The sequence below is a fragment of the Caballeronia temeraria genome (assembly GCF_001544795.2).
In the GTDB taxonomy this organism is placed as follows: Bacteria; Pseudomonadota; Gammaproteobacteria; order Burkholderiales; family Burkholderiaceae; genus Caballeronia; species Caballeronia temeraria.
On the sequence record NZ_FCOI02000018.1, the window covers coordinates 124571 to 148745 of the forward strand.

Genomic DNA, 24175 nt, shown 5'->3' on the forward strand with positions numbered 1-24175 from the left:
TGCGCCTTATGCCTGTGCCGCCGTCATGAAACGAAGGGGAACCCAACGCATGTGTTACTCCGCGCAGATCCAGGCCGACTATCGCCGCTACGTGAAGATGTTCGGCGCACAGATCGATATTCGCGAGTTCGCGCGATTGTTTTGGGAGCGCGCCGAGGGCAGCAAGGCAAAAATCCCGAAGGCGATGGAAGACGCCTTCCGTGAGCCTCAGACCGATGACGAACGGCAGATCAAGACCTTCATTGATCGGTACACCGCGGAAGAGGCGACCAAGGTCGAGCAGGAGCTTTTCAAGCAACGCACGCGACTGGCCGATGCTGAGCGCACGCTGCAGACGAAGACGACCAAAGCGGCGACCGAAAGCAAGCGCATCGCGACGGACAAGATCGATGCGGCGTTACGGCGCCTGACCGACTTCGGTCGCACTGAACAAGAGCCGCGGGACTCACGCATCTTTCCCGGCTACTACGCGCCCGTGCTCGTGGTCGAAGACGGCCAGTATGTCATCAAGCCAATGCGTTACCAGTGTCGCATCGCGGGGAAGCCGGAAAACTATGATGTTAAGTACCCCGGAACATATAATGCTCGTCGCGATAGTCTGGAGAAATTCTGGAAGCCGTGCTTCGGCTACACGCATGGCCTCATGCTGGTTGACGTCTTCTATGAGAACGTCGCGAGGGCAAAGTGCGAAAACACGCTGTTCGAGACGCATGACGGACTGCAGGCGCCTGGCGAAAACGTCGTCCTGGAGTTTCGACCCAACAACGGTCAGCTGCTGATGGTGGCGTGTCTCTGGTCTAAGTGGACCGCCCCCGGTCAACCGGATCTCCTATCGTTTGCCGCCATCACGGACGAGCCGCCGGCCGAGGTGGAAGCAGCAGGACACGACCGATGCATCGTCCCAATCAAGCGAGAGAACGTCGACGCCTGGTTGAATCCGCAGGCGTCCGACCTTGCCGCACTCGATGCAATTCTCGAGGATCGAGACCGGCCTTACTACGAGCATCGGCTTGCCGCGTGAATGGGTGCTAGTCGCAGATATGCCCGGGTGATCGCGTGCAGAGGGAGCCGCTCGCCGGAAACGATTCGGAACGCACCTTGCTGAGCTGTTTTTATTTTCTAACTGAGGAGGTGCAACGATGGCAGGCGACAACTCGTATAAGCCCGGTGAGATCGTCAAGGTGTCCGGCATCTATTCCGTCGTTCATGACGATGGCAAAGATACGTTCGAAGTCACGTGTGTCGAGGGCGAACATTTTCCTCCGACAAGAAGCGGCAAGGGCGCCCATTTCGAACTTAAATATGCGGCGACCCATTCGCACAAACACGGTGAACTGAAGGGCACCGAGGCGCGTGGGTAAAATGGCTAAGGTCTGGTAATCGGTTCGATCGGCATGAGGTGCTGCTCGTCTAGCGCTTCATGCCGACCGCGCGGCGCATCGCGGCCGTGATGCCTTGCCGTGTGCGCCAGTAGCCTTCCCACGGGTCCGCTGTGAGCGTGCGCTGTCGCTGGACGGCCTGTGTCATGGTCCACTGGTCGCCGCTTTTTACGCCCTTCAACTCATCCCACGATATCGGCATCGATACCGCCATACCTGGGCGAGCGCGCACCGAAAAGGCCGCCACCGTACTGGCACTTCGACCATTGCGTAGATAGTCGATGAAGATTTTGCCGACTCGATTTTTTGGGCCCAGCACGGCCGAGAATCGCTGCGGCACGACGCGCGTCATGTGCTGGGCGACCGCTTGGGAGAAAAGCTTCACTTCTTCCCACCCCTGTCGGCGCATGAGTGGCACGACGATGTGAAATCCCTTGCCGCCGCTCGTTTTCGCAAACGAGCGCAGGCCGAGCTCATCCAGCACGACTTTGACGAGCGATGCGGCTTCCAACATGGCTGACCAGGGCAAAGCGGGATCGGGATCGAGGTCAAAGATGACGCGATCGGGGTGTTCCAGATCGGGCGCGACGCCATTCCAGGAGTGGATTTCGACGACGCTCATCTGAGCGAGCCCGACCAATGCGTCTGCCGTATTGCAACCAGTAGTGGCTTGTGTCCCTGGTACAGGCTCGCGGGCAACTCTTCCACGCCGGGAATCCGCGCGCGCTCGGAGTGCTTTTGGAAGAACAGTTCGCCCGCGATACCGTCGGGCGCGCGCACGAGTGCAAGGGGCCGGGCATTCAGATAGGGCAGCGCCCACTCCGCGATCGCGTCGTAGTACCGCACGATGTCGAGCTTGCTTCGGCCTGAGGCCTGATCCATCACGCGCTGCGGGTTGCTGATCCTGATGTCCCCCACGAAGACTGTTCCGCGAGGACCGGGGCGTTCGCGGGTCGAGCCGGCCTGCCCTACTTGTGGGTCGTCAACGACCTTTTCTTCCGTGACCGCCCGTGCAGGCTTGTCTTCGCGCAGGGCGTGGAATACGGGATGCCGGATTTCGCCATTGGGCGTCCACTCCAGGAACGACACCTCCGCCACGATGTCGGGCGCGAGCCAATGAAACTCGCGATCGCGCTCGGGTTGGGGTGCGTTGTAGAAGACGGGCTGAGCCTGAAATAAGGTTTGGGCGCGCTTGCTGAATGCGGCACCGCGTGAGGGCGTCAAATGAGGCGCAACATGGCCTGCGTATCTCAACGTGCCGTCTTGCTCGTACACGCCCAGCAACAACGAACGCACGCCCGTCTTGGCGCCTTTTACACGCGAGAAGCCGCCGATCACGAACTCTTGCCTGAGGCTGCATTTGAGCTTTTGCGGGCGTTTCCAAGCAAATGTAATTAGCGACCGGGTACGATGCGTGGCGCTGTTTATTTTCTATTTACATCTTTTTTGTGACTCCATATCCTCCGGCGATCGAGGCACTTATGAGAATGTTAATAGATGGCCGAACGTTACACGGTCAGGACCGCAGTCTTCGCATCTGGCGAGCGCTTACCGATTCTCGTAAATGTCAGCACTGGCGTTCCGTTGTTCGATCCAACCGTCTTCACCCTTTCTCAAATCCGCGCTCGGAATCGTGCGAGCGCCACGATCGAGGTGGTGCTGCGCGCATTGATGGTGTTGCAGCTATTCTGCGATCAACATCAAATCGACTTGACTGAACGCATGCGGGCGGGACGATTGCTCGAGCTGGGTGAGCTCGATGCTCTGGTGCGACTGTGTCGTCTTCCGACGAGCGCTATCGTAGCGCGGGGTGATCCGAACCGAACTGGCTTCCGTCGGGCACCGGTTACCCTTGAGGGTTACCGGGCCCGTGCAAAGAATGTCATCGAGGAAGTTGATAGTGATTTCGCAGGCGTGCGCATAAGGTATATCCGGAATTTCATTGAATGGCTAGCCGACAGGCTTCTTCTCACCATGGATGTACAGCATCCGATGCGAGCGGCGCTTCTCGACGTTAAGAGGCTCGTCGTCTCGGGACTCACGACGCGAATCCCGAGTGCCAAAGCGCGGAACAACGCTCAAAGCCGGAAAGCGCTAGACGAGTCGGCCCAAGCGCGGCTTTGGAACATTATCGACGTTCGCTCGACCGAAAATCCTTGGGAGGGCCGGCACGCGAAGGTTCGCAACGAACTCATCGTGCGATGGTTCCTGGGTCTTGGCATTCGTCGCGGAGAGCTTCTTGGTGTCAGGGTTAGCGACGTGAACATAAGAACGAGAGAAGTGTTCATCGCTCGACGGGCAGACGATTCTGGCGACCCACGCCCCTACCAGCCCAATACAAAGACACACGACCGCACTCTGCCCCTCAACAATGATTTGGCGCAGCGGACTCTTCAGTACATTGTTGGGGAGCGCCGACGCTATCCAGCCGCTCGGAAGCATCCGTTCCTCTTCGTGGCCAACGGCGGGGCGCCTCTCTCTTTGCGCGGGCTGAACGAAATATTCGTTGCGCTCAGAAAGGTGCGCTCCGATCTTCCAGTCGTCCATCCGCATATTCTTCGGCACACCAACAACTACAACTTTTCGAACCTCGCCGACGAAAGGGGCATGGATCCCGAAATCGAAAAAAAGATCCGCTCTCAGATGATGGGCTGGTCGGAGACATCCGGTACAGCGGAACGTTATACCCGGCGAGAAACAGAGCGCAAGGCTCGCGACGCCTCGTTGCAACTGCAGGACAGGATGGTGAAACCAATCAATGAACAAGAATAACCTCGGCAGCCTGCCCGTCGCCGCAGGATATCTGGTCGCCGTGCCAGCCGTCGTGACCGCCAAGCAAGGCTACCGGTTCGATCCGCACGAGGACACCTGGGTCCTCCGGGAGCTGACGCACGAAATCTGGTTGCGATTCAGCAAGATGCCTCCTCTCCAAAGCGACTTCAAGGCCGCACTCAAAACTGTTCTTGTTTGGTACGCAGAAAATCATTCGGTTGGGTACGTGAAGAGCCAGTACAACTGCATCCGACACCTGTTTCTGCATAAGACAAAGATCCACGGGATGCCCATCGCCGAAATAACGAGCGTCGACATTTTGAATTACAGGGCTCACATTGGGAAAGCCAGTGAGTGGCGTCTCGCGGCTCTGTCAGGGTTTCTCAGACGGTGGCACGGACTCGGCTATTTGGGGATATCGAACGATGCGGTCGCGCTACTGAATCAGCTTCGACTCAAGGGCGCAACAAGTGGTGTCGCGGTGGCGACGATGGATCCGATAAGAGGGCCGTTCACGGCGCTTGAGCATGAGGCGCTCCAATACGCATTGAACGCAGCATACGCTCGGAACGAAGTTACGCTCCGCGAATACATACTTTGCTGGATGTTTTTCGCACTTGGGATGCGACCGACCCAGTATGCACGCTTAAAAGTGTGCGATGTCGTGCGATTGCACTCGAGGGATGGGTCTTCATGCTATTCAGTGAGAATTCCTCGCGCGAAGCAAAAGGGCGCTGGCAACGCGCGGAGCCAGTTCAAGGACCGTTTGCTCACCCCCCAAATTGGCAAGCTGGTCTTCGATTTCGCCCGCCAGGTGCAGGCGCGGTTCACCGGAATTATTGACGACGCGACTCAGGCTCCGCTCTTTAGCGACGAACGGTTTGCACGTGGAGCAAATGCCGACCTCTACCACCTGCAGGCGGATGACTTGGGGAGGAGGCTCACTGCGATTATGAGCCGGCTGAACGTAATTTCCGAACGTACGGGAAAGCCTCTCAAGATCCACGCGAAGAGGTTCCGGTCCACAATTGGAACGCGAGCCGCCGAAGAGGGCCACGGGGAACTGGTGATAGCCGAACTGCTGGATCATTCCAACACCGCGAACGTTGGTGTATGCGTGCGCTCAACGCCGGCGATCGTCGAGCGTATTGATCGCGCTCTTGCCATGCAACTCGCACCACTTGCACAAGCGTTCGCGGGCACGCTCATCAACGGCCCGTCAGAAGCATCACGACGTGAAAGTGAGACAAACCAAATCCGGGCGCCAGGGATTGTCGGGAAGTTCGATGCAATATCGAGTTGCGGCAAAGATGGATTCTGCGGTTTCCTTAAGCCGATTGCCTGTTATAGCTGTAGCAATTTTGAGCCGTGGCTGGATGGACCGCACGAGCAGGTTCTCGCTCACCTCCTCGGCGAACGGGAGCGGTTAATGGATGCGGGCGACATGCGCATTGCCGCGATCAATGACAGAGCCATCCTTGCTGTCGCTGAGGTCATTCGGCGCTGCGCGGCAGCGCAGGCTAAGGCGAGCTCAGTCTGTGGCTGACATTATTGCTTTCGTCCCACAGTCTCATCTGGACGCTCAAGCCAACCTGGCTGGCTTCATTGAGTTGTGTCGAACAAAGCTCACTTCGTTCGGCGCGTCGCTTGTCTTCGACGCCGACCGCTGGGAGGTGTCAGAACACATCCAACGCAAGGGCAGGCATAACGCCTTCGGGCTGGTGTTCAGTAAGCAAGCGATATCGAGCAAAAGGCAGTCCTTAATGATGGACGAGCCGTTCCGGTCGTTCGCGAAAGCATATATCCGGTATCAGCATGGCATGCGGCCGACAATCAGTCTGACAAACCGTATGACTGCGCTCCGAGCACTCGAAGCGGCGCTGCTCGAAACGGGGCCGGCAGACGTTGTGCGGACGAACGCCCACGTTCTGAATCGCGCGGCACAATTGCTCGCCGAGCGGCTCGCATCTAGCAGTGCATACGTCGCGGCCAACCAACTGGAGATGGTCGCCGAATTCTTGTGCGATAACCGCCTCGTGGCGGTTCCGACGAAGTGGGTCAATCCGCTTCAGACACCGTACGACCATCGGACACGGATTGGAAAGTCGGCGGATGAACGCCGGGCGGCGAAAATGCCCAGTCGAGCGGCGCTTGACGCGCTGCCCAAGGTGTTTCTTATGGCCACAGATCCGATCGATGTCATGGTGTCGTCGATCACAGCAATTCTCTGCGCAGCGCCGGATCGTATCAGTGAAATACTCTGCCTGCCAGGCGATTGCGAAATCAGGCAGAAAAGCGATCGCTCAGATGAAGATGTCTACGGCCTGAGATGGTGGCCGGTCAAGGGAGCCGCGCCGATGGTGAAATGGATTATTCCCTCGATGGCCTCTGTCGTTAAAGCGGCCGTCGGGAAAGTCCGCGGGCTCACCGACGAGGCGCGCGAGATTGCTCGCTGGTACGAGCAAAACCCGACTCGGCTTTACCTGGCTCCAGAGATGGAGTATTTCCGTGCCAAAGAATGGCTGAGTTTGGAAGAGATGGCAGCGATTGTGTTCGCTGAGTCCGTGTCGCCGGAATTGCCGGTCAGATGGTGCAGCAAGAATGGTGTTCTCAGGGAGCGTCGCGGAAGGAGAGCATACCTGCGTTTCGCCGACGTGGAAGCGGCCGTGCTGCGACAACTGCCGCCCGGCTTCCCTATCGCTGATAGGACCACGGGACTCACGTACGGCGACGCGCTTTTCGTGACGCAGCGCAATGCGCTGCATTCTTCCAAGCCACGGTTTCGCTGTGTCATCGAACCGGTGAGGTACAACCAAATCCGTCATCGGCTGGGTGCCCCGTCCGAATCCGGCCGCTACTCCATCTTCGAACGCTGCGGCTTTTATGAGCCGGACGGAGAGCCGATTCGTACCAACACTCATCAGTTCCGCCACTACCTCAACACACTGGCACAAGCAGGTGGTCTGAGCCAACTTGACATCGCAAAGTGGTCCGGTCGCAAGGACGTGCGGCAGAATAGGTACTACGACCACGAGACACCCGATGCCGTTGTTGCGCGCATTCGCACCGCCGTCGGCGACGACACGCGCTTCTTTGGCCCGTTGGCCACCGGGCAGCAGGCGACGCTCATCACGCGGGACGAATTTGCCCAGTTGAAGGTGCCGACAGCGCACTCGACCGACTTCGGATATTGCATTCACGACTATGTGATGTCGCCGTGCGAAATGCATCGCGACTGCCTGAACTGCGGCGAGCAGGTTTGCGTGAAGGGCGAGGCTGAGAAGGAAACGCGATTACGACAAGCCCATGCCGAAGCGTCGCGCTTGCTAACGATGGCCGAGCAAGCGGAAGCCGAAGGGGAATTCGGAGCAAGGGAGTGGGCCAACGATCACCGAGCCTATCATGCCCGGATCACGGCGCTCCTCGAAGTTCTGGATGATCCGGCCGTTCCTCATGGAGCAGTCATCCAGCTTGACATCGCGGAGATTCCGTCCCGACTCGAGAACGCGAAACAAGCGCGCGCGCTGCTGCGGTCGCCCACCGCCGACGGCGCATCACTGCGCCCGGGGAAGGCCACATGACTCGCGTGAGGGAGAGAAACCTTGACGACACGATCGTTGCGCTCATCGTTGAGGTGCTGGACGGCTGGAGTGGCCGGCTGAGTTGGGAAGCGCTGATTGAAGCGATCGCGCGGCGTGCGGGCCTTAGCTACACAAGACAGACGCTACACCGTCACGAACGGATTCGATTGGCCTTTGCAGTACGGAAGAAGGCGCTGTCGGGACAAATCGAACAGCCCCGTGAGTGGCTTCCTCCAGAGTTGCAGGTGGCGCTAGACCGGATTGCCCGTCTAGAAGCGGAAAACCAGCGACTCCTGGCCGAGAACCACAACCTGCTCGAGCAGTTCGCTCGCTGGGCCTCAACGCGCAGACCCGGAACCTCACCAAGGAGTTCCTCAATGAACCGCTTCCCGGCGTGGACCGTGAGCAGAGCGGGCGTCCTTGTTCGCCTGGCAAGCCGCGTCCTTAATCGGTAGGCGAGTCGCGGCAGGCACCGCGGAGCGCGATACGGGTTTACCTGTAAACCTCATACTTGTAGACAGCGCTGCGCACGCTTTCTGTGGACAAATAGGACCTTCTCCATAGCCCAGCTTCAAAAGACGTACCACATCTGCACAATGGCGAACCGTCGCCTCTCGGTCCGAGGGGCGCAGCTTCACCAAGTGTCAGATTCCGCCTTATACTTCCGTATATACTGTTTGTACAGTTTATCGAATCGTAGGCAACCATGACGCGCCGGGCCGCTAAGAAGAAGGTAGAGGCAGTGAAGCCTACGGTAGCTGGGCAACTGACTAAAAAGAAAGACCGAAGGAAGTGCCCGGTCCATCTTGAGTTGGCTGCCGTTGCCGTCGAGCCGAAGAAGGAGCGCGTCAAGAAGGAAAAGGTCGTACGCGATACCTTCACCATGCCGCGATCCGACTACGAGAAGATCAAGAAGCTGACACAGAGATGTCTTGATGAGGGTGTACTGGTGAATAAGAGTGAGCTTCTACGGGCCGGTCTTGGCCTGCTTGAGGCGGCTTCGCCGGAACAGTTGCGTGCTGCCGCTTCGGCCGTCGAAAAAGTTAAGACGGGCAGGCCGCCGAAATCCCGTTAGGTCGGCCTGATAGTTGTACATGCTTGGACACGCCCAAGCGTAGACATCAGGATTCTCCCGTTGGGTCAGGAGCAAATTCCCATGGCAGACAAGCATACCTCCAGCCAGTTCGACGCTGACCTCCATCGCATTATGTCCAAGGTGCTTGAAATGGGCGGGATCGTCGAATCACAACTGATCAACGCCACGGAGGCCCTCAATCGCTTTGACCTGGAACTGGTCGACAAGGTCATCGAAGAAGAGCGTCGACTCAATGCGATGGAAGTTGAAATCGATGCTGAGTGCGGCAACGTCATCGCACGGCGTCAGCCTACTGCGTCAGATCTCCGTTTGCTGATGGCGAGTTCAAAAGCCGTCACAAATCTCGAGCGCGCCGGCGATGAAGCACGCAAGATCGCGAAGCGAACCCGGCGGCTTGCAAATGACGAGGCACGGAAGATCATCAACACCGCAGAAATCCGGTCTTCTGGTCAAATGGCGACAGCCATCCTTCATCGAGCACTCGATGCCTTCGCTCGACTTGATGTCGTTGCTGCTGCCCAGATCGTCCGCGAGGACGAAGCAATCGACGCGCAATACCGCGCGTTCATGCGCAAACTCACGACCGCCATGACCGAAAATCCTCGCGTCATTTCCTCGGGCCTCGACTATCTGTCTATTGCATCGGCCATAGAGCGTATCGGAGATCATGCGACGAATCTGGCAGAACTCGTCATCTATATCGCTAAGGGCACCGATGTGCGGCACCTTTCCAAAGACCAACTTGAGCGCGAAGCCTTGCGTGGTTGAGAGCCGGGCACGAAGGCAACGTCTTCACTCGAATGGGCGTGCATGCAGTACTGCAAAGCAATAGACCGGAATCGCGGTAGCAGTGGCCATCGTTTTGATGCGGTTAAGACCGGGGACACCGACTGCTCGAGTGCGCCACGGCCTTGTTTCGTTGGCGGATTGCTGAGCATCAGACGTAGTCCCGGCTGTCCGGCCGAGGAGATATTTGATGAATCGTACATACCAGTACCACGGCTTCAGCATCGAGGTTGGCGTTGAGACCAACTTCGATCAACGGAGGACGAGCGGTCTCGACGTTCACGTCGGGTATGTCGCTACAGTTACGATCCTTCGCCCCGGCTTGCCCGTGGCGGTATTTTCGCCCTTGCGATTCGGCGATACGCTCGGTCACGCGTTCTCATCGGAGGTCGATGCACTTTCGGGAGGTCGCGGCGCCGGCCAGCGACTGGTCGACGACCTCTGCGGCCACCGTGAGCAGGAGTAGCGCATGCACTCGTGACCTAGCAAGTGACGGGGGTAGTCTGATGCGAATGTTTCGAAGATTGCGGTCTCAAGAGGCAGGGCCGATTTGGGGTCTCATTTTCGGCCTGTTGTTGACTTGCATCGGCATTAGCCTATGGTGCTACACGGAGCTTGTGCGCTCTTCTGGCGCATTTGATGAAGCGCTCGGAGCAGGGGCGTTGCTCGTCGGTCTGCTTTCGACGTTCTATGCAGGACGCGAGCTTCGCCATTCACGCCGGTAGGGCCTGCCCATCAATTCGATGACATAAGACGCCCCCGACATCGGTCTCGACGCACAAGAAATGTAAATATCTGGTCCGAACGAACGAAATTAGCGACATCGCAATCGCGCACAAACGTCGAAGGCCTTGGTTTGACGGGCGTCGGGGCCTATCGACAACGAAAAATGCCCGTAAGAGCTTGATCCAGTCATTCGAGCGACCCGACCGATACGGTGCGTCCGCGCGCTTGCCGATGATGCCTTCAAGTTTCATCTTGCAGGCGGAGGCCACGAGCGATACCGGATCCTCGGCGAAGTCGTCGGAATAGCGAAGGAGAGGACTCTCGACGCTTTGCATTAATTCGTGAAGCAGGGCGCGACGCGACCGCAATGGCTGCTCGCGGACGTCAGTGCCGTTAAGCCATAACAAGTCGAAGACATACAGGACGATGTCTGCCGTACTGCGCCGGTCGAACGCGTTCTGCAGCGAATTGAAGTCCGGCTTGCCGCTAGCGTCCAGCACGACTGCCTCCCCGTCAATCCAGGCACTATCGGCCGGCAGGTCCGTCAGCGCAGCTCGCAGCCGCGGCATGCGCTCTGTCCAATCGTGTCCGTTGCGAGTGATCAGCTTGACCTCGCCCGATTCGATGCGAGTGAGCATTCGATAGCCGTCGAACTTGATCTCGTAGGACCATTCGCCTTCCGGAGGATGACGGTCGATCAGCGTCGCCAGTTGAGGCTCAATAAGGACCGGCATTTCGCCGGGCGCAGTCTCGGGCGCGCGTACGCGCGTCGCGCGCGAACCGTTCCAACGCCCCATGTCATTCGCTCGCGTCCGGTGGCACGCCGTCGCCCCGGTCGAGCATCGGCGGACGAAGCGGCTGCTGCGTGACGCCCGCTAGCTGGAGCGCCGCGTCGATGCGATGAAGCTCAGCCTTGACATTGACGCGCCACCGCGTGGGTGGTTCGTCATCGCCTAACAGCGTCATGCCGTCGTGGATGACGAGTGCATAGCGCGCAACGAGAAGCGCATCGACGAGCTGCGCTTCTCGTTTCGCTTGTTCCAAGAATGCGGTCACTTTCATGGCGGCACCTCCCGCCGCCAAAGGCGCAAACTCTGCGCCCGGAACCAGGCATACGGGGGCGGCGAGGGGCACTACAGGATGGCCGTGCAATTCAGAGATAAGGGTTTATACTGACTCTGTCTCGTCCATGTCCACCGATATGGATTCAGCCCGCTCAATCGAGCGGGTTTTTCTTTTACGCGAAAGATTTGTGTTCAGCCGAGTCGGGTCACAGCCGCGCTGCTGGACGGGCCTTATCGGCTGAACAACTGCTCATGATTCGCGGCCGCCAATGCGGTAATCCTTTGCCACTGTGCCTCGATCGCTACCGGCATTCACAATCGCCGGGCGCACCCACGTCACCTTGTTCTCGAGCCGTCGGATATGGCCGCGACGTAGATGTGTGCGTGGGGCCAAATGCGAGCCCGAACCTTTCTCGCCGGTGGCTACCTTGCCGGCAGCTAGCTGCAACACCTTGTACGTGAAGAAGGGCGACTTCCCGCTCACGACCGCGTTGCTTTATGGTGGCGGCCCGGCACTGACAAATTCGGCCGGCGTGCCGTGGACAGCAGCGTACATCGACACGATCGGCGAGCCGACGGCGGACCTGCGTTCGAACATTGCCGCCGAAGCGCGCGCGAAGATCGTCTACGAGCGGCTCATCAACGTGACCGACGACCCCGGCATCAAGGAAGCGCTGGGCTTTCTGATGACGCGGGAGATCGCGCACCAGAAGTCGTTCGAAAAGGCGCTGCATTCGATCCAGCCGAACTTTCCGCAAGGTAAGCTACCCGGCATACCGGAGTTCGCGAGTGTCTACTACAACATGTCGTCCGGTAACGACGCCCGCGGACCTTGGAATTCGGGCGACGACTGGGAATTTGTGGAGGAGCCGCAGCCGGCAGTGGATGGCGGAGACGGCCTGGCGACGGTCGGGGTCGACGACGCGGATGCGCAGGCGCTAAAAGCAATGGCTTCACGCACCGCGTCGGACGTGAGTTCCGACCCGACAACGGGCGCCGATTTGGGCTCCGGTCAGTCAGTGTAGCTGAAGAGGGTTCCCAGACTGCTCACCCTGGAAACCCAGTATCGGGTTGTCATGGCGGCTGTTCGCATGTTCACGCCAAGCGATCTTAATGACGCCGCTCGTGCCGACCTGTTCAATTCGGCCGACATTACACGTAAGACGCCGATATGCAGCAAAATTCGAGGAAGCCGAAGCTAGTGCTTTATTCGACGAAGAAAATATAGCCGACCGGCCAAGGCTGACACCGGATGATTTTGCCATTTACGCTTCATATCGCATAGGCACTGCGACAGAGTATTACGGTACCTTGAAGGTCGTGCGCAGGACGGACACTCGACTGCTTTATCCTTTTGACGGCGCTCCAACGCTCGGGCCGTTCATAAGCAGCGAGGAAGCCATTTGCGCTACCCGCAACTTCGGCAACGCGATTGTTGAGGGTGATCTCCTCCGTCCCGAATAGTCAACGCAGAACGCGCAACGCCGCTATCCCGCTCATGCCACCTTCGCGAACCTAGCAGATCGGCCTGTCCGATCATCAACAAAATGGCCTGAGGTCTGCAGTGACCAGGAGGCCGGCAGCGTGAGCTCGCACTGACTGCCGCCAAAATACTCGGCCAACCGCAGCAAACCTCGCGTGCTTTGGCAGGGCAGCGACGTGAACCAGTTTACTAGGACGCCCTGAATCTGCTTGTCGTTCAGCGCGTCGTACGGGTATGCGACGGTCTTCTGCAATAGCGCCAGCCGTTCAGCTGCCAACCTTAGCCGCTCTTGCTGAAAACGGTGCGGATGCAACCCATTTAAAGCCTTGAGCATATGGTTTCTGTTCGCCGCTCGACGCACGGCAAACAACAGGAACTGCTGGAACAGAAAATAAAGCGGCGCCCTGCTATCTTCCGGAATGCGCGTGAGAAGTGGCGCAAGAGTCGCATGAGGGTCGACTGTTTCCTCGGAACCAACCATCACGCAAGCGAGGCGCGCCCACTCGGCGCAAGTCAGGCCGCTCTCGGTCGGCGTTGAAGTAGCCTGCGCTAATTTCGCCACCTCGGCATAGGTCTTTGCGCCCTTCGCGCGATTCGCGCGCGTGCTGATCACCATCAAATTACCGGCCGCGTAGGCGCCGTCGTTGTTGATACGATCGACAGACCAATCCGTTTCAGCGCGTGCGGAATGGCTCATTGAGTCAAGGGTCACGACACATCTGTCGCAGTCGATCCGCTTAAGGTATTCCGGTGTGACATCAGCATGCACGATCCGGCGCCGCCGCATGGCGCTCAGCCTCAACTGAAGCCATTTCGCCTGATAGCGGGTTGGCTTGTGCTGTGCCACTTGAAAGTGCGCTTTCCCCGTGGTGTATCCGGCGAGCACATCGGCGTTAGCGCTTCCCGGGTCCAGGAACCGTCCGTAGCGGGCGAAGTCCCAGCCTAGGTCGAAGCCGAGCTCCGGATGGTATTGATCGAACATCCCGCCTCCCTCTGTTGCAGCAATTCAGTCAGGTCAACCAAAGCAGCGGGCGCGGTCCGCCGATTGCGGTGAAGTCAGAACGCTTGCCTAGTCGCGGCAATTCCATCGGAGCCGTGATGTTGACCTTCGATTTCACGATAGCGTGTCGCCCGTCGGAAGTGCTACCCAGGGGCACGGTCGAACAGATCGCGACGCAATGTGGCTTGTGCGTTTTGACAACCCTCGTGGCAACCTCTTCCAATATAAAATTTGCCGCAAGTGCCGAACCTCGAGCAGTACGCATCTTTGCTGAGCAGATCGTTACCGTCAGAGGCGTGCTGTCGGTTAGGGTCGACCCTGTAACGATCAATTAGAGTGAAGTTCATCGATCGCCCCGACCTGACGCACACATTGGTTACCACGCGCTGCTATTTCTTTGCTTCAACCCCGGGCGTTGCGGCGCGCGCGAGGTACTTTTGCGTGACGGCCGGAACATGCTCTAACAACCACTGCGCCATCGCGACTTCCTGTGGCAAGATTTGCTCGCAGGCGGCCTGCGTTTCGCGGTCTCCAACCGCCTCGGCCGCCGCAATCAGCGACGTGTAGGAGGCGATTTCCAGATTCTCAAATACATAACTTGAGATCGCGCCCTTGACCACCTCATCGGACATGGCCATACCACCGGCGGCTTGACCGAAGGCCATGACCTTTGCGGCTACGTCTTTGATCGTCGACGTGCTCCCGCCCAACCGCTCGATACACTTCGCGACCAGTTTCTGCTGACCCAGCGTCTCTTCCAGGTGCTGGTCAATTCTCGCCTTGAGTTCTGGATAGTGCTCGAGCCGCCCAGACTGCGCGCGCAACATTTGTTCAGCTTGTTGCTCCATGGCGTGCGCGTCTCGGAGCCAGTCCAGGAGGTGCTCTTTTGGATCGGTCATGTCCGTCTCCATTAAGTCGTTAATGCGGGGCGTCCCAGCTAACGCCCCGGCGTCAGAACACTCACGATAGTTGGACCTACTTGCCGACCTGTTGCTCGGAAAGCTCTTGCTTGGCGAGGAGGGTGAGCTTTTCGTCGGTCGCCTTTTCTTCTTGCAGGGTCTCCAACAGCAATTTCATGCCTTCCGTGTATCCGAGCTTCTTGGCGAGCGTGGCCAACGTTCCGTAAGTCGCGATCTCATAGTGCTCGACCTTCTGAGCAGCGGCAATGAGGGCAGCATCCAAGATCGGGCCTTTTTCAATTTCATCGATTTGCTCTTGGCCTTCTTCGACGAGTCCTTCCATTGCCACGCACTTCACGCGCTTCAATCTGATCTGCGAGGTTTCGACCACTTGGTCAATTCGCTGAATCTGTCCTTGGGTTTCCTCCAAATGAAGAGTAAAAGCCGCAGCCAGGTCCGGATTGGTGGCAGCTCTCGCCAGTTTCGGCAAAGCCTTGGTCAGTTGTTTTTCCGCGCTATATACGTCGGAAAGCGCGTGGATAAAAAGGTCGTTCAATGTCTGCGTTGGCATGGCTTCTCCGAGGTGAAATGGCGCGGCACGCGCCACCTATCAACGCGCAATGAGTGTGCCGCATTACACTGGCATCGCCGCCCGCGCCCCGCGCCATTCACGCGCACGCGAGCGGTCGGCGCACTGCACTTGCGGCGCGCGGCCGCCATGAGCGCCGCGCTTTCGGCGCCAACGTCGTGCGGACCAGCCAAGGCACTTGTTATCGCTTCGGTCATGCCTCGCCGCCGGGTATGGCGATGCAACGCCCGGCCCTTTGTTCGGCAGCCGCTTTCGCACCACAAAAAATCTCGCGTTAAAGCGAACTTAAATATGCGGTCGGCTGTGCCCAATGATTGCTATACGGAGAAGGACGTCAGCAGAGTAAATAAACATGAACCAGGAAATTGCCGGCCAGTTCCTTCTCTACTGCATTCTGCCGCTGTGGCTCGGCGCCGGAGCCGCGGATGCGCTGTGCCACCGGTGGTCCGATCTGCCAAACAACGCCGGCATACGCGAGTCGCTTATGCATATCGCCCAACTCGCTGAGGGGGCGGCGATCGTGTTATGTGCGCTGTTTCTTACCATCAACGCGTTCGCGATCTGCACGATGGCCGCGCTCATCGTCGTTCACGAGTTCACCGTGTACTTCGACTTGCGATATGCCGGCGGCCAGCGCGTCATCACACCCGTCGAGCAGATGGTGCACAGCGTCCTTGAGATGGCACCGATCATGGGTTTTGCGATCGTCTGCCTCGCTTATCCGGACGCGTTGGCGTCCGTGACTCGTTCGACCGCAAGCTTTGCACTGGCGCTGCGTGAGCCGCCTCTTCCCCTGTTGGGGGTCGCGACGGTGCTCTTGCTTTGTTTGCTCTTCGGCGTTGCGCCCTACGCAATGGAACTTGCCTCCTGTATTCGCGCATCGCGCGTGAAGTTGAACGCCCGCCGCTGAGCGTCATGGGAAGCCGGCACCCGCCATGCTTATGGCGCCCGACGCGAGGGGCGCAGGTTGTAACCGTATTCTTCGTATACCAGGGGCGAAATCCGACGCGTTCGAGTTCGTCCTTTTCACACGGAGGCGCTGACGGCTTGTCAGTTGCGGCGCCGTCGTGTGGCCCAGCGCCCTGGTTGCATGGCTAACAGGAGCGAACTGCAGGCGGCTCCCGCCGCGTCGTGCTGAAGAAGGCCTACGGCACTCCGCCAGCTTGAATGCGTTGGCGCGTCGGCAATGGAGGCGGTCTGATGGGCATCCATGCCGATCCTTTCATCATACTGAGTGACAGCCGCCGCGGTCCTCTACAGCCCGTCCAGCAGACATCCACGCGTGAACGTCAACGCTCACGTACGCCAGCGGCTGCACGCAAAAGCTCCACCAGTCTCTCATTTTCCTGTATGCGTGCCTGCTCAAGCGCCACGTCCACCTCGCGGCCTACGCGCTGTGCCCATTGCTTTCGCTCACGCGCGAAGATCATCCGTTCATGTACGGCACGGATCGCGCCCCAGATCGCATCATCGGCCCCCTGTGCGCTTGCTTCCTCAAGCGACAGTGCCGAAAACGCGTGCCCCGTATGACAGCGGTAGCGCAACGGGCGCTCGTCACGCATCCGCCAGAGGGCGCCGTTGCAGCTTGGGCAGGTAAGCGCTGAGCGCTCACCGATCTCGTCGAGTTCGTGAGGCGCGACGAGTCCGCTCTCGGCGATCTGTGCCTCACGGTCGAGGTCGGGCCGGTTCGTCATGTGATGCTCCTCGCGCCGTCTCGCACCCTTGACAGCTGCATGAAGGACCTCCGGGAGATCGTCCAGCGTCGCGACAGCGTCGGGTCCAGCGGCGGCGATCGCGCTTCGTGGCATCGACGGCGCTTCACAGTCAGCAGGGTCCTGCACGACAGCGTAGCCGCCGCGCGCGCGGATGGCTGCCAGACCCGCGGCGCCGTCGTCCAGATCGCCACTGAGTACCACACCGACGACCCGCGTCCGATACTCGGCGGCCGCGGATCTGAAGAGCGGGTCCGCGGCTGGGCGCGCGAAGTTTTCGGTAGCGGTGTCGAGCAGACGCAATGTTCCATCATGCAAAACCATGTGGCGGTCCGGCGGCGCCACGTAGATTCTGCCGCGTTGCACCGCCTCCCCATTCGCCGGGTGGCTCGCTTTCAGCGGACCCCATCCCGACAACAGATCGGGCAATATGCTGCGATGTCGGCCAATGTGCAGCACAATAAAGACGGTGGCTGCCAGATCCGGGGCGAAACTTGCCACGAGCAGTTTGAGGACGGGAAATGCGCCTCGGGATGCAGCAATAACAACGATGTCCCGATGTGCCATAGAGCCTCCTGGTGAGGAAGCCGCAAGTTTTGAACCCGGCGCATGCCTCCTGGACTTGCGTCGGCCGCCACGAGCGCACTGCAGCGCGCAAGGAGGAAAGGTGGTGTCTTTATCAGCAGAACTCGACCACTTGCGTCAGGCCGACGTCCACATTGCCGATGCAGTTCACCGCATCGCGCTCCAGCAATCGCTGATCGCCTCGATGCCGGCAGGCAGCGCTCAGCGGGCGAGGGCAGAGACACTGCTGTTGACCATGCAAACGACGCTCACGCAGTTCACGGTTCATCGCGCTGCCATCGTCGAAAGTATCGCGCGTCTGCGGGAACAGGGTACGGACGAGGCCCGATAGGCTGCAGCGGTACTTCAAGCACGGGCGCGTCGGGCATTCGCCCGCGCCATCCCAGCGCTGGCGCCGGCCGACACCCGGATCGCCACTTCCGCTAGAGTGACCCTCACGTAGATCCGGTGCGTCAATTCGCTGCTTTTGTGCCCACGTCCGGCGCCAATCCGCCCAACGCGTCCAGCAACTGCTGGAAATCGAGCGGCTTCGCCAGATGTCGGTCGAACCCTGCATCCCGTGCTGCCTGAATGTCGTCCTCCCTGCCGTGCCCGGTCAGGGCCACTGCTCGGACGCCAGTCCATCTGGCGTCGGCCCTGATCCTGCGCATCAGTTCGAAACCGTCCATGTCCGGCAGGCCGATGTCCGATACGATCGCGTCAGTCGGCTCGTCCGGCAGGATCTGCAGCGCTTCCAGACCATTTGCGGCTGCCGTGACCCGCGCACCCTCAAGTTCGAGCAGCGCGGCCAGCGAAGCGACTGTGTCCCGGTCATCTTCAACCAGGAGTATCCGCACGCCGGCAATACTCCGATTCGTTCCGGCGGTATCTCCAGAGGACGCGCGCTCATCCGTTGCCGCCGGCAGCCACACCGTCATCCTTGTGCCCTGACCGGGGCCTTGCGACTCTGCCTTGATCCGGCCGCCGTGCATCTCGACAAGCTGTTTGACGAGAGCCAAGCCTATACCGAGACCGCCGCGGGTCCGGTCGCGAGGACCCTGACGGAACATATCGAAGACGTAGGGCAGCAATGCGCCGTCGATGCCCAGTCCATTGTCAGCGACGTCGATGCGCAGCATGCGGCCCTCATGCGAGAGATGCAGGTCGATCTGCCCGCTGGAGTCGGTGAACTTGAGCGCGTTGGACACCAGATTCCAGACTATCTGTTCGCAACGGACGGGATCGGCCAGCGTAACGGTCGGCTCCTGCGGCAAATGCGTTCGCATGACGATCCCCCGGGCAAGCGCGTCCTGCTCACAAGCGTCGGTGATGCTGCTCAGCATTGCGGCGAGATCGACGCGCGAGACTTCGAGCGCCATCTTGCCAGTCTGGACGCGTGACAGGTCGAGCAGATCGTCAATGATCTGCGCCTGGCTGCGCACCGCTTGCCGGATCGACGCGGCCGCATCGCGAACGGCGGCGATGTGGCGCACCTCCGGGAGGCGCGGAAGCATCTCCGCCTTCACGCCGATCAGATTGAGAGGGTGTTTCAGTTCGTGCGAGAGTACGGCGATAAACTCGTCCTTCAACTGGTTGGAACTTAACGCCTGCTCACGCGCGGCCTGCTCCCGGGCAAGCGCTTCGCGGTTCGCGTCCTCGCGCTGTTTGCGCGCGGTCAGGTCCCGCATAATCTTCGCGAAGCCACTGAACGAAGAATCGGCGATCGGTGTGAGCACGCCACTGCAATAGAGCCGGCGCCCTTCCTTCGTGCGGTGCCACCGTTCGTCATCGGCGCGCCCCTGCTTTGCGGCTGTATCGCGCTCGCGCGCCGGTACAAGCGCTTGCCGGTCGTTGGGTTCATAGATCAACTCAATGTCCTGCCCGATGACTTCGTCCTCAGAGTAGCCAAATATCCGTTCCGCGCCGGCATTCCAGCTCGCGATCAAGCCAGCGCGGTCCTGGATGATGATCGCGTAGTCCTTGGTCGACTGCGCGACCAGACGCAGGCGCTGTTCGCCTGCGCGGGCGGCCTCTTCGGCCCGATGACGATCCGTGATGTCGATCAGCGTGATCACTGCGCCATCGATATGATCATCCGCGGTGCGATACGGCAGGAGCCGCATTAGATACCACCGCCCGGCCTCGCTCTGGATCTCGCGCTCGGTGAGCCTGAGCGACTCGAACGACTGTCTCACGTCGTCCGCGAGAGTCGGGTAACGCAAGGAATGGGTAATGTGAAACAGCGAACGGCCAAGGTCCGTGTCGATCAGGTTGAAAATGGCCGTCGCGTTAGGCGTAAAGCGCTTGATCCTGATTTCCTTGTCGACGAAGACCGTGGCGATCTCGCTCGAAGCGATGATGTTGTGCAGATCGTCATTGGCCTTGGCCGTATCTTCGATCCTCGCCTGCATCTCGGCATTCGCGGTGGTCAACTCCTCGTTGACCGACTGCAGCTCTTCCTTGCTACTTTCGAGCTCCTCGCTCGTGGAGCGCAGTTCCTCGTTGATAGCCTGCAGTTCCTCATTGGAGGCCTTCAGCTCCTCAACCGACGTTTCGTACTGCTCGATAATTGTCGCAAGCTGCTCCCGACTATGCTGTAACTCGTGCTCGAGCTGGGCGAGAACGGGATCCTGCCCAGTGGTCTCAGTCTGCTCTTCGTCGGTCATGTGGCCGGCGACCTCATCGAACACCACCAGCAGAAATTCGGCGTTCGCGACCTGGTCGTGGAAGGGCCGCACGGTCATGTTGATCCATGAAACACGGGGCTCATGGACCCATTTGACCCTGCGCGCCTCGACACTCGTACCCGTCTGAAGCGCGCGAAAGATCGCCGTGCGCAGATCGAGCCGCAGGTCGGGTAGCACGAGCGTCATGATATTGCTGGAAAGCTCGCCTCCGGCGTGTCGCAGGAAGCGGCCAGCATTGTCCGACAGATGAACGACATTCGACTCGCGGTCGATAATGACGCTCGGTGGCGCGTAAGTTTCCAGTGCGCGCTGATGGAGCTCTGTCAGTGAGAAACTCCGCTGCGCAGGACTTGGCGGCGCTCGCAGGGGCACTTCCGGCACAGTTCGTTCGTTCAATGCGCCTCCTTCACCGCGAAGAAGCGACGGAAAGCCGACTGCCGGCTTGGCGCGGTGCGTGACAGCGCGCGCCCGGTAAATGCGACACTTTTTGTCCACCACGGCAAACAGATCGTCCGCGGCGTCGGCCGACTCTGCCGTGCCGAGAAACAGAAACCCGCCGGGGCGCAACGCGAAGTGGAAAAGTTCGAGAATCTGCCGCTGGACAGCCCGCTCGAGGTAGATGAGTACGTTCCGACAGGAGATCAGATCAACATGCGAGAACGGCGGGTCACGCAGCAGACTATGCGGCGCAAAAAGAATGCGCTCGCGCACCGCCTTGGCGATAACGTAATGCGCGCCTTCCCGCGCAAAATAACGCTGCAGGAGTGCGGGCGGCACATCGTTCGCGATGGAAAGCGGATACGAGCCTGTGCGCGCGCGCACGATCGCCGCTTCGTCAATGTCCGTGGCAAAAACCTGGATAGAGCGGCCCGAGGCCGCCGCATCACGAGCCTGCACCAGCTGCAGCGAGATGGAGTAGGCCTCTTCACCGGTGGCACAACCCGCAATCCATACCCGCACCTGCCCGTCGCCGGGTTCCTGCGCGAACAGCGTCGCGATTACGTCCCGGTCGAGGAAGTCGAATGCGTCGCGATCCCGGAAAAATTGGGTGACGCCAATCAGCATGTCGCCGAGCAATGCATTTGCCTCGTCGGATGTCGCGCGCAGGAAGTCGCGGTATCCAATCAGGTCGCGCTGGCCGTTCACCTGCATGCGCCGCTCGATACGCCGTAGAACCGTCGCCCGCTTGTAGAGCCGGAAGTCATGCCCGGTGCGCACGCGCAGATGCATCAAAATGTCAGACAAAGCGCGTTCGGAGTCATTGGCGGGCGGCCTCGCGCCGCTAAGCGCCGCATCCGCCGCCTCCAGGTTCTGCATCTCGATGCGCTGCGCACTGGCCCACAGCTCGAGTAGGCGCTGCGGCATATCGGCAACCGGGAGTACGATGTCGACTTGATTCGTGGCAATGGCGTGCAGAGGCATCTCCGGATGTTCGGCATCGCTCGGTGCCTGGGCCAGCGTGATACCGCCTCCCCCCTTGATGCGGCTGAGGCCTGCCGCGCCGTCCGACCCTGCACCCGACAGCACGATGCCGATCGCTGACCGGTCGTGGGTGTCGGCCAGCGTCCGGAAAAAATGATCGATCGTGAAGGCTGGCCCGGAAGACGGTTCCTGACCGGTCGCCCTTAGGCAGCCATCGGACATTTCGAGCCGCTTGCCGGGCGCGATCACGTAGATGTGGTTTTTTTCGATGGGCACGGTCGATGTCACCTGCTGCACCAACATGCCGGTTGTGCGTTGCACGATGTCGTCGACATGGCTTGCATGTTCGGCCGCCAGATGGACAACCACTACGAAGGCCATGTCCATGCCGGTCGGGGCATTCTCGAAGAACGTCTGTAGGGCGCTTACGCCGCCTGCAGACGCGCCGATACCCACCACGGGAAAATGCAGGTCACTCTTTACTGTGTGCGGCGAACCGGTCACCGTCTTGACTGTTTGCTTCTGCCGTGACATTGCGCTTCTCCTCGTTTGGCGCGCGAACAATTAGGCGCCGTGCAACCAGCCCGATATTCTTTCATGCGCGACAACTAGCCGCGCTCATTTTAGGGGCAACGACGCGCGCTGCCTCCTCGACGCGGCTGCCGACTGAAGACTGCGCCAGTTCCATCCCGCAGATGCTCGCGTCCGCCTCCGTGCCAGACGCATGAATGATCGTCCGGGTGATCGTCCACAGGAAGTGCGGTGGACCCGTTGCCGCTGGACAGTACATCGATTCGAAAAATGTCGCCGACCGGCTGACTCGACTGCGACGGGGGCGTGACCCGACGCCGGAGTGTCAATTCCTGTCTGGACGTCCCGACCAACACCTTGCGACGGGTCCTTCTCGTCTACAACCACTATGTTGTTCTCAAAGGGCTCTCCTTGCCGGATGTTGAGGCTTTACCCGTAGCGTCGCGCCGGAAGGCGGCGGTGGCGACCACGGTCCCAACAGCGGCGGCTTCGACCACGGGGATATGGGACGTTGACCTATACGCTTAAACGACGGCCGGTGTCTCCGGCGGTTATCGGGTAGTGGCTGGAGTAAACAGGACGCGGGAGTTCGAAAAGGCGGAAGGGCGCGGCAGAATCTGCAGTACATCGAGCGCCTGAAAGTCCTCCAGGCCGTTGATCTGCCCCACGGCCGCGTGGAGTCATCCGCGCGCCTTCGCGCGTTTCAATGAGCGTCTGACAGAATGGAAAAATGGCAGAGTAATACGCGCCATTGCCATAATCCTTCAAATCAATACGGCAGCCTAAAAGGAGCTTGGCAGCTATCAGTAGTGGGCCCGGTATGTGACGTCGCGTCTGCGAGTAAAGTCGGAGTCGTGGCCCTGCGTTCCGCAATTCTCGGAACCCTTGGCTCATCGCCTCAAGGTCTCCAATAACAGCTGCCGAAACCATCGGTTGCCTTCGTCCGACCCATAAAGCTCATGCCAGTGAATCGTCGATTCAAAATGCGGTAGGTCAATGGGCGGCGGGTACACCGCGAATTGATTTGCGTCGTTGAAGATATCAGCGACGCCGCGAGGCAGCGTTACCATCCAGTCGGTGCGCAAAAGTATTTCTGGCGTTACGTTGAAGTGAGACACGCGCAGCGCAATGCGGCGGTACAGCCCGCCGAGCCGCAAAGACTCCTCGATCAACACGTGACTTCGATCCAAAGATGCGACTGCAACGTGGGACATTTGCTGGAACTGTTCCGCAGTGAGTCGCTTGGCTGGCAAGCCGGAGCGCTTGCGGGTCATGCAAGCGTATTCGTCTTTGAACAGCAGCGCGTGCTCGGTCGTCGTCTTCAGCGATGGCAGGTTGCCGATGGCGAAATCGAGCTGTCCAAGCCGCATGCGTTCTTCAACTTCAGTCACAGGCACAGCTTCCGCTGCGATGCGAACGCGCGGCGCAAGTTCTTGAAGCTTCTCGCAAATGGACGGTAGGAAAGCCTGCTCGCCAACGTCCGACATCGAGACCCGGAATTCCCGCGTGCTCGTCGCCGGATCGAACGGTTCGCCGTGACGCAACGCCTCCCTTGCGGCCGCGAGGGCCCGGCCGATCGGATCCTTCAGCCGCTGTGCAACGGAGGTGGGCAACATGCCCTCCGGCGTGCGCACGAATAGTGGGTCATCGAACATTGCGCGAAGTCGTCCCAATGCGTAGCTCGTCGCCGGCTGGGAGAGGCCCAAGCGCTTGCCCGCATGGGTCAGGCTCCTTTCTTCCAGGACCGCTTGAAACACGCGAAGCAAGTTCAGGTCGACCTTATTGAAATCCGCCACGTTTATACCGCCCATATTATTTATGAATTTGACGGATAGTATAGGCAATCCTAGACTCGTTTCAAATTGGATGTGACGAGGCTGAGAT

General features: G+C 59.6%; 22 protein-coding genes and 1 pseudogene. 13 read left to right on the plus strand and 10 right to left on the minus strand.

The window, feature by feature from the left end:
* Positions 1 to 49: 49 nt before the first annotated feature.
* Entirely contained in the window at positions 50 to 1021 is a 972-nt protein-coding gene (locus tag AWB76_RS24230; RefSeq protein ID WP_061162672.1) for an SOS response-associated peptidase family protein, read from the plus strand.
* A gap of 118 nt (positions 1022 to 1139) precedes the next feature.
* Positions 1140 to 1361, plus strand: a complete 222-nt coding sequence (locus tag AWB76_RS24235) for a hypothetical protein (RefSeq protein WP_061152680.1) — start codon at positions 1140 to 1142, stop codon at positions 1359 to 1361.
* A gap of 49 nt (positions 1362 to 1410) precedes the next feature.
* Here the strand turns inward: AWB76_RS24235 and ligD (AWB76_RS42925) are convergent, their stop codons facing one another.
* Positions 1411 to 2001 carry a non-homologous end-joining DNA ligase LigD gene (gene ligD / locus AWB76_RS42925; protein ID WP_061162673.1) on the minus strand — a complete coding sequence of 197 codons (591 nt, stop codon included), beginning with the start codon at positions 1999 to 2001 and terminating at the stop codon, positions 1411 to 1413.
* On the minus strand, positions 1998 to 2717 hold the full coding sequence (gene ligD / locus AWB76_RS42930; protein WP_374729947.1) for a non-homologous end-joining DNA ligase LigD: 720 nt from the start codon (positions 2715 to 2717) through the stop codon (positions 1998 to 2000). The genes ligD (AWB76_RS42925) and ligD (AWB76_RS42930) overlap by 4 nt, the downstream gene beginning before the upstream one ends.
* A gap of 159 nt (positions 2718 to 2876) precedes the next feature.
* Here ligD (AWB76_RS42930) and AWB76_RS24250 point away from each other — a divergent pair, with 159 nt between their 5' ends.
* The 7 genes from AWB76_RS24250 to AWB76_RS24280 all read left to right on the plus strand — a co-directional run bounded on the left by AWB76_RS24250 (position 2877) and on the right by AWB76_RS24280 (position 10080).
* Entirely contained in the window at positions 2877 to 4151 is a 1275-nt protein-coding gene (locus tag AWB76_RS24250) for a tyrosine-type recombinase/integrase (RefSeq protein WP_061162675.1), read from the plus strand.
* Complete coding sequence (locus tag AWB76_RS24255) at positions 4138 to 5697, plus strand: site-specific integrase (protein WP_063936388.1); 1560 nt, start codon at positions 4138 to 4140, stop codon at positions 5695 to 5697. The genes AWB76_RS24250 and AWB76_RS24255 overlap by 14 nt, the downstream gene beginning before the upstream one ends.
* Positions 5690 to 7732 (plus strand): hypothetical protein, encoded by a 2043-nt coding sequence (locus AWB76_RS24260; RefSeq protein WP_063936389.1) that lies wholly within the window; start codon positions 5690 to 5692, stop codon positions 7730 to 7732. Before AWB76_RS24255 ends, AWB76_RS24260 begins: the two co-directional genes overlap by 8 nt.
* The gene (locus AWB76_RS24265; RefSeq protein WP_244173438.1) at positions 7729 to 8187 is read left to right on the plus strand and encodes a hypothetical protein; all 459 of its coding nucleotides are present in this window, start codon (positions 7729 to 7731) and stop codon (positions 8185 to 8187) included. Before AWB76_RS24260 ends, AWB76_RS24265 begins: the two co-directional genes overlap by 4 nt.
* 251 nt (positions 8188 to 8438) lie before the next feature.
* Positions 8439 to 8807: a hypothetical protein gene (locus tag AWB76_RS41860; RefSeq protein ID WP_063936390.1), complete on the plus strand. Its 369-nt coding sequence runs from the start codon at positions 8439 to 8441 to the stop codon at positions 8805 to 8807.
* 81 nt (positions 8808 to 8888) lie between these two features.
* Positions 8889 to 9596 (plus strand): phosphate signaling complex protein PhoU, encoded by a 708-nt coding sequence (phoU, locus tag AWB76_RS24275; RefSeq protein ID WP_061162676.1) that lies wholly within the window; start codon positions 8889 to 8891, stop codon positions 9594 to 9596.
* Between the two features lie 208 nt (positions 9597 to 9804).
* On the plus strand, positions 9805 to 10080 hold the full coding sequence (locus tag AWB76_RS24280) for a hypothetical protein (protein WP_061162703.1): 276 nt from the start codon (positions 9805 to 9807) through the stop codon (positions 10078 to 10080).
* Between the two features lie 247 nt (positions 10081 to 10327).
* Here AWB76_RS24280 and AWB76_RS24285 read toward each other — a convergent pair whose 3' ends face one another.
* Positions 10328 to 11137, minus strand: a complete 810-nt coding sequence (locus AWB76_RS24285) for an ATP-dependent DNA ligase (RefSeq protein ID WP_061162677.1) — start codon at positions 11135 to 11137, stop codon at positions 10328 to 10330.
* A 1-nt stretch (position 11138) separates the two neighbouring features.
* Positions 11139 to 11402 (minus strand): hypothetical protein, encoded by a 264-nt coding sequence (locus tag AWB76_RS24290; RefSeq protein ID WP_061162678.1) that lies wholly within the window; start codon positions 11400 to 11402, stop codon positions 11139 to 11141.
* A gap of 484 nt (positions 11403 to 11886) precedes the next feature.
* On the opposite strand from AWB76_RS24290, the pseudogene AWB76_RS24295 reads away from it, so the two are divergent.
* Positions 11887 to 12429: pseudogene (locus AWB76_RS24295) on the plus strand (manganese catalase family protein); the annotation flags it as partial.
* Positions 12430 to 12517: 88 nt separating this feature from the next.
* On the plus strand, positions 12518 to 12868 hold the full coding sequence (locus AWB76_RS42935; RefSeq protein WP_341845309.1) for a DUF6723 family protein: 351 nt from the start codon (positions 12518 to 12520) through the stop codon (positions 12866 to 12868).
* A gap of 32 nt (positions 12869 to 12900) precedes the next feature.
* On the opposite strand, the gene AWB76_RS24300 is transcribed toward AWB76_RS42935, so the two are convergent.
* From AWB76_RS24300 to AWB76_RS24310, 3 genes are all read right to left on the minus strand, one after another.
* Positions 12901 to 13869: a hypothetical protein gene (locus AWB76_RS24300; protein ID WP_061162679.1), complete on the minus strand. Its 969-nt coding sequence runs from the start codon at positions 13867 to 13869 to the stop codon at positions 12901 to 12903.
* Positions 13870 to 14276: 407 nt separating this feature from the next.
* Entirely contained in the window at positions 14277 to 14786 is a 510-nt protein-coding gene (locus AWB76_RS24305) for a ferritin-like domain-containing protein (protein WP_061162704.1), read from the minus strand.
* Between the two features lie 76 nt (positions 14787 to 14862).
* Positions 14863 to 15357 carry a YciE/YciF ferroxidase family protein gene (locus AWB76_RS24310; RefSeq protein WP_061162680.1) on the minus strand — a complete coding sequence of 165 codons (495 nt, stop codon included), beginning with the start codon at positions 15355 to 15357 and terminating at the stop codon, positions 14863 to 14865.
* A gap of 370 nt (positions 15358 to 15727) precedes the next feature.
* Between AWB76_RS24310 and AWB76_RS24315 the strand changes: the two genes are divergently transcribed.
* Positions 15728 to 16285 carry a hypothetical protein gene (locus AWB76_RS24315; RefSeq protein ID WP_061162681.1) on the plus strand — a complete coding sequence of 186 codons (558 nt, stop codon included), beginning with the start codon at positions 15728 to 15730 and terminating at the stop codon, positions 16283 to 16285.
* A gap of 379 nt (positions 16286 to 16664) precedes the next feature.
* Here AWB76_RS24315 and AWB76_RS24320 read toward each other — a convergent pair whose 3' ends face one another.
* A complete protein-coding gene (locus AWB76_RS24320; protein ID WP_374729950.1) occupies positions 16665 to 17594 on the minus strand; it encodes a chemotaxis protein CheB in 930 nt (309 codons plus the stop codon).
* 160 nt (positions 17595 to 17754) lie between these two features.
* Here AWB76_RS24320 and AWB76_RS41685 point away from each other — a divergent pair, with 160 nt between their 5' ends.
* Positions 17755 to 18003, plus strand: coding sequence for a hypothetical protein (locus tag AWB76_RS41685; RefSeq protein ID WP_244173439.1), 249 nt, complete (start codon positions 17755 to 17757; stop codon positions 18001 to 18003).
* Between the two features lie 121 nt (positions 18004 to 18124).
* Here AWB76_RS41685 and AWB76_RS24330 read toward each other — a convergent pair whose 3' ends face one another.
* Positions 18125 to 22294 (minus strand): CheR family methyltransferase, encoded by a 4170-nt coding sequence (locus tag AWB76_RS24330; protein WP_061162684.1) that lies wholly within the window; start codon positions 22292 to 22294, stop codon positions 18125 to 18127.
* An 887-nt stretch (positions 22295 to 23181) separates the two neighbouring features.
* Positions 23182 to 24087 (minus strand): LysR family transcriptional regulator, encoded by a 906-nt coding sequence (locus tag AWB76_RS24335; protein WP_061162705.1) that lies wholly within the window; start codon positions 24085 to 24087, stop codon positions 23182 to 23184.
* Positions 24088 to 24175: the final 88 nt, after the last annotated feature.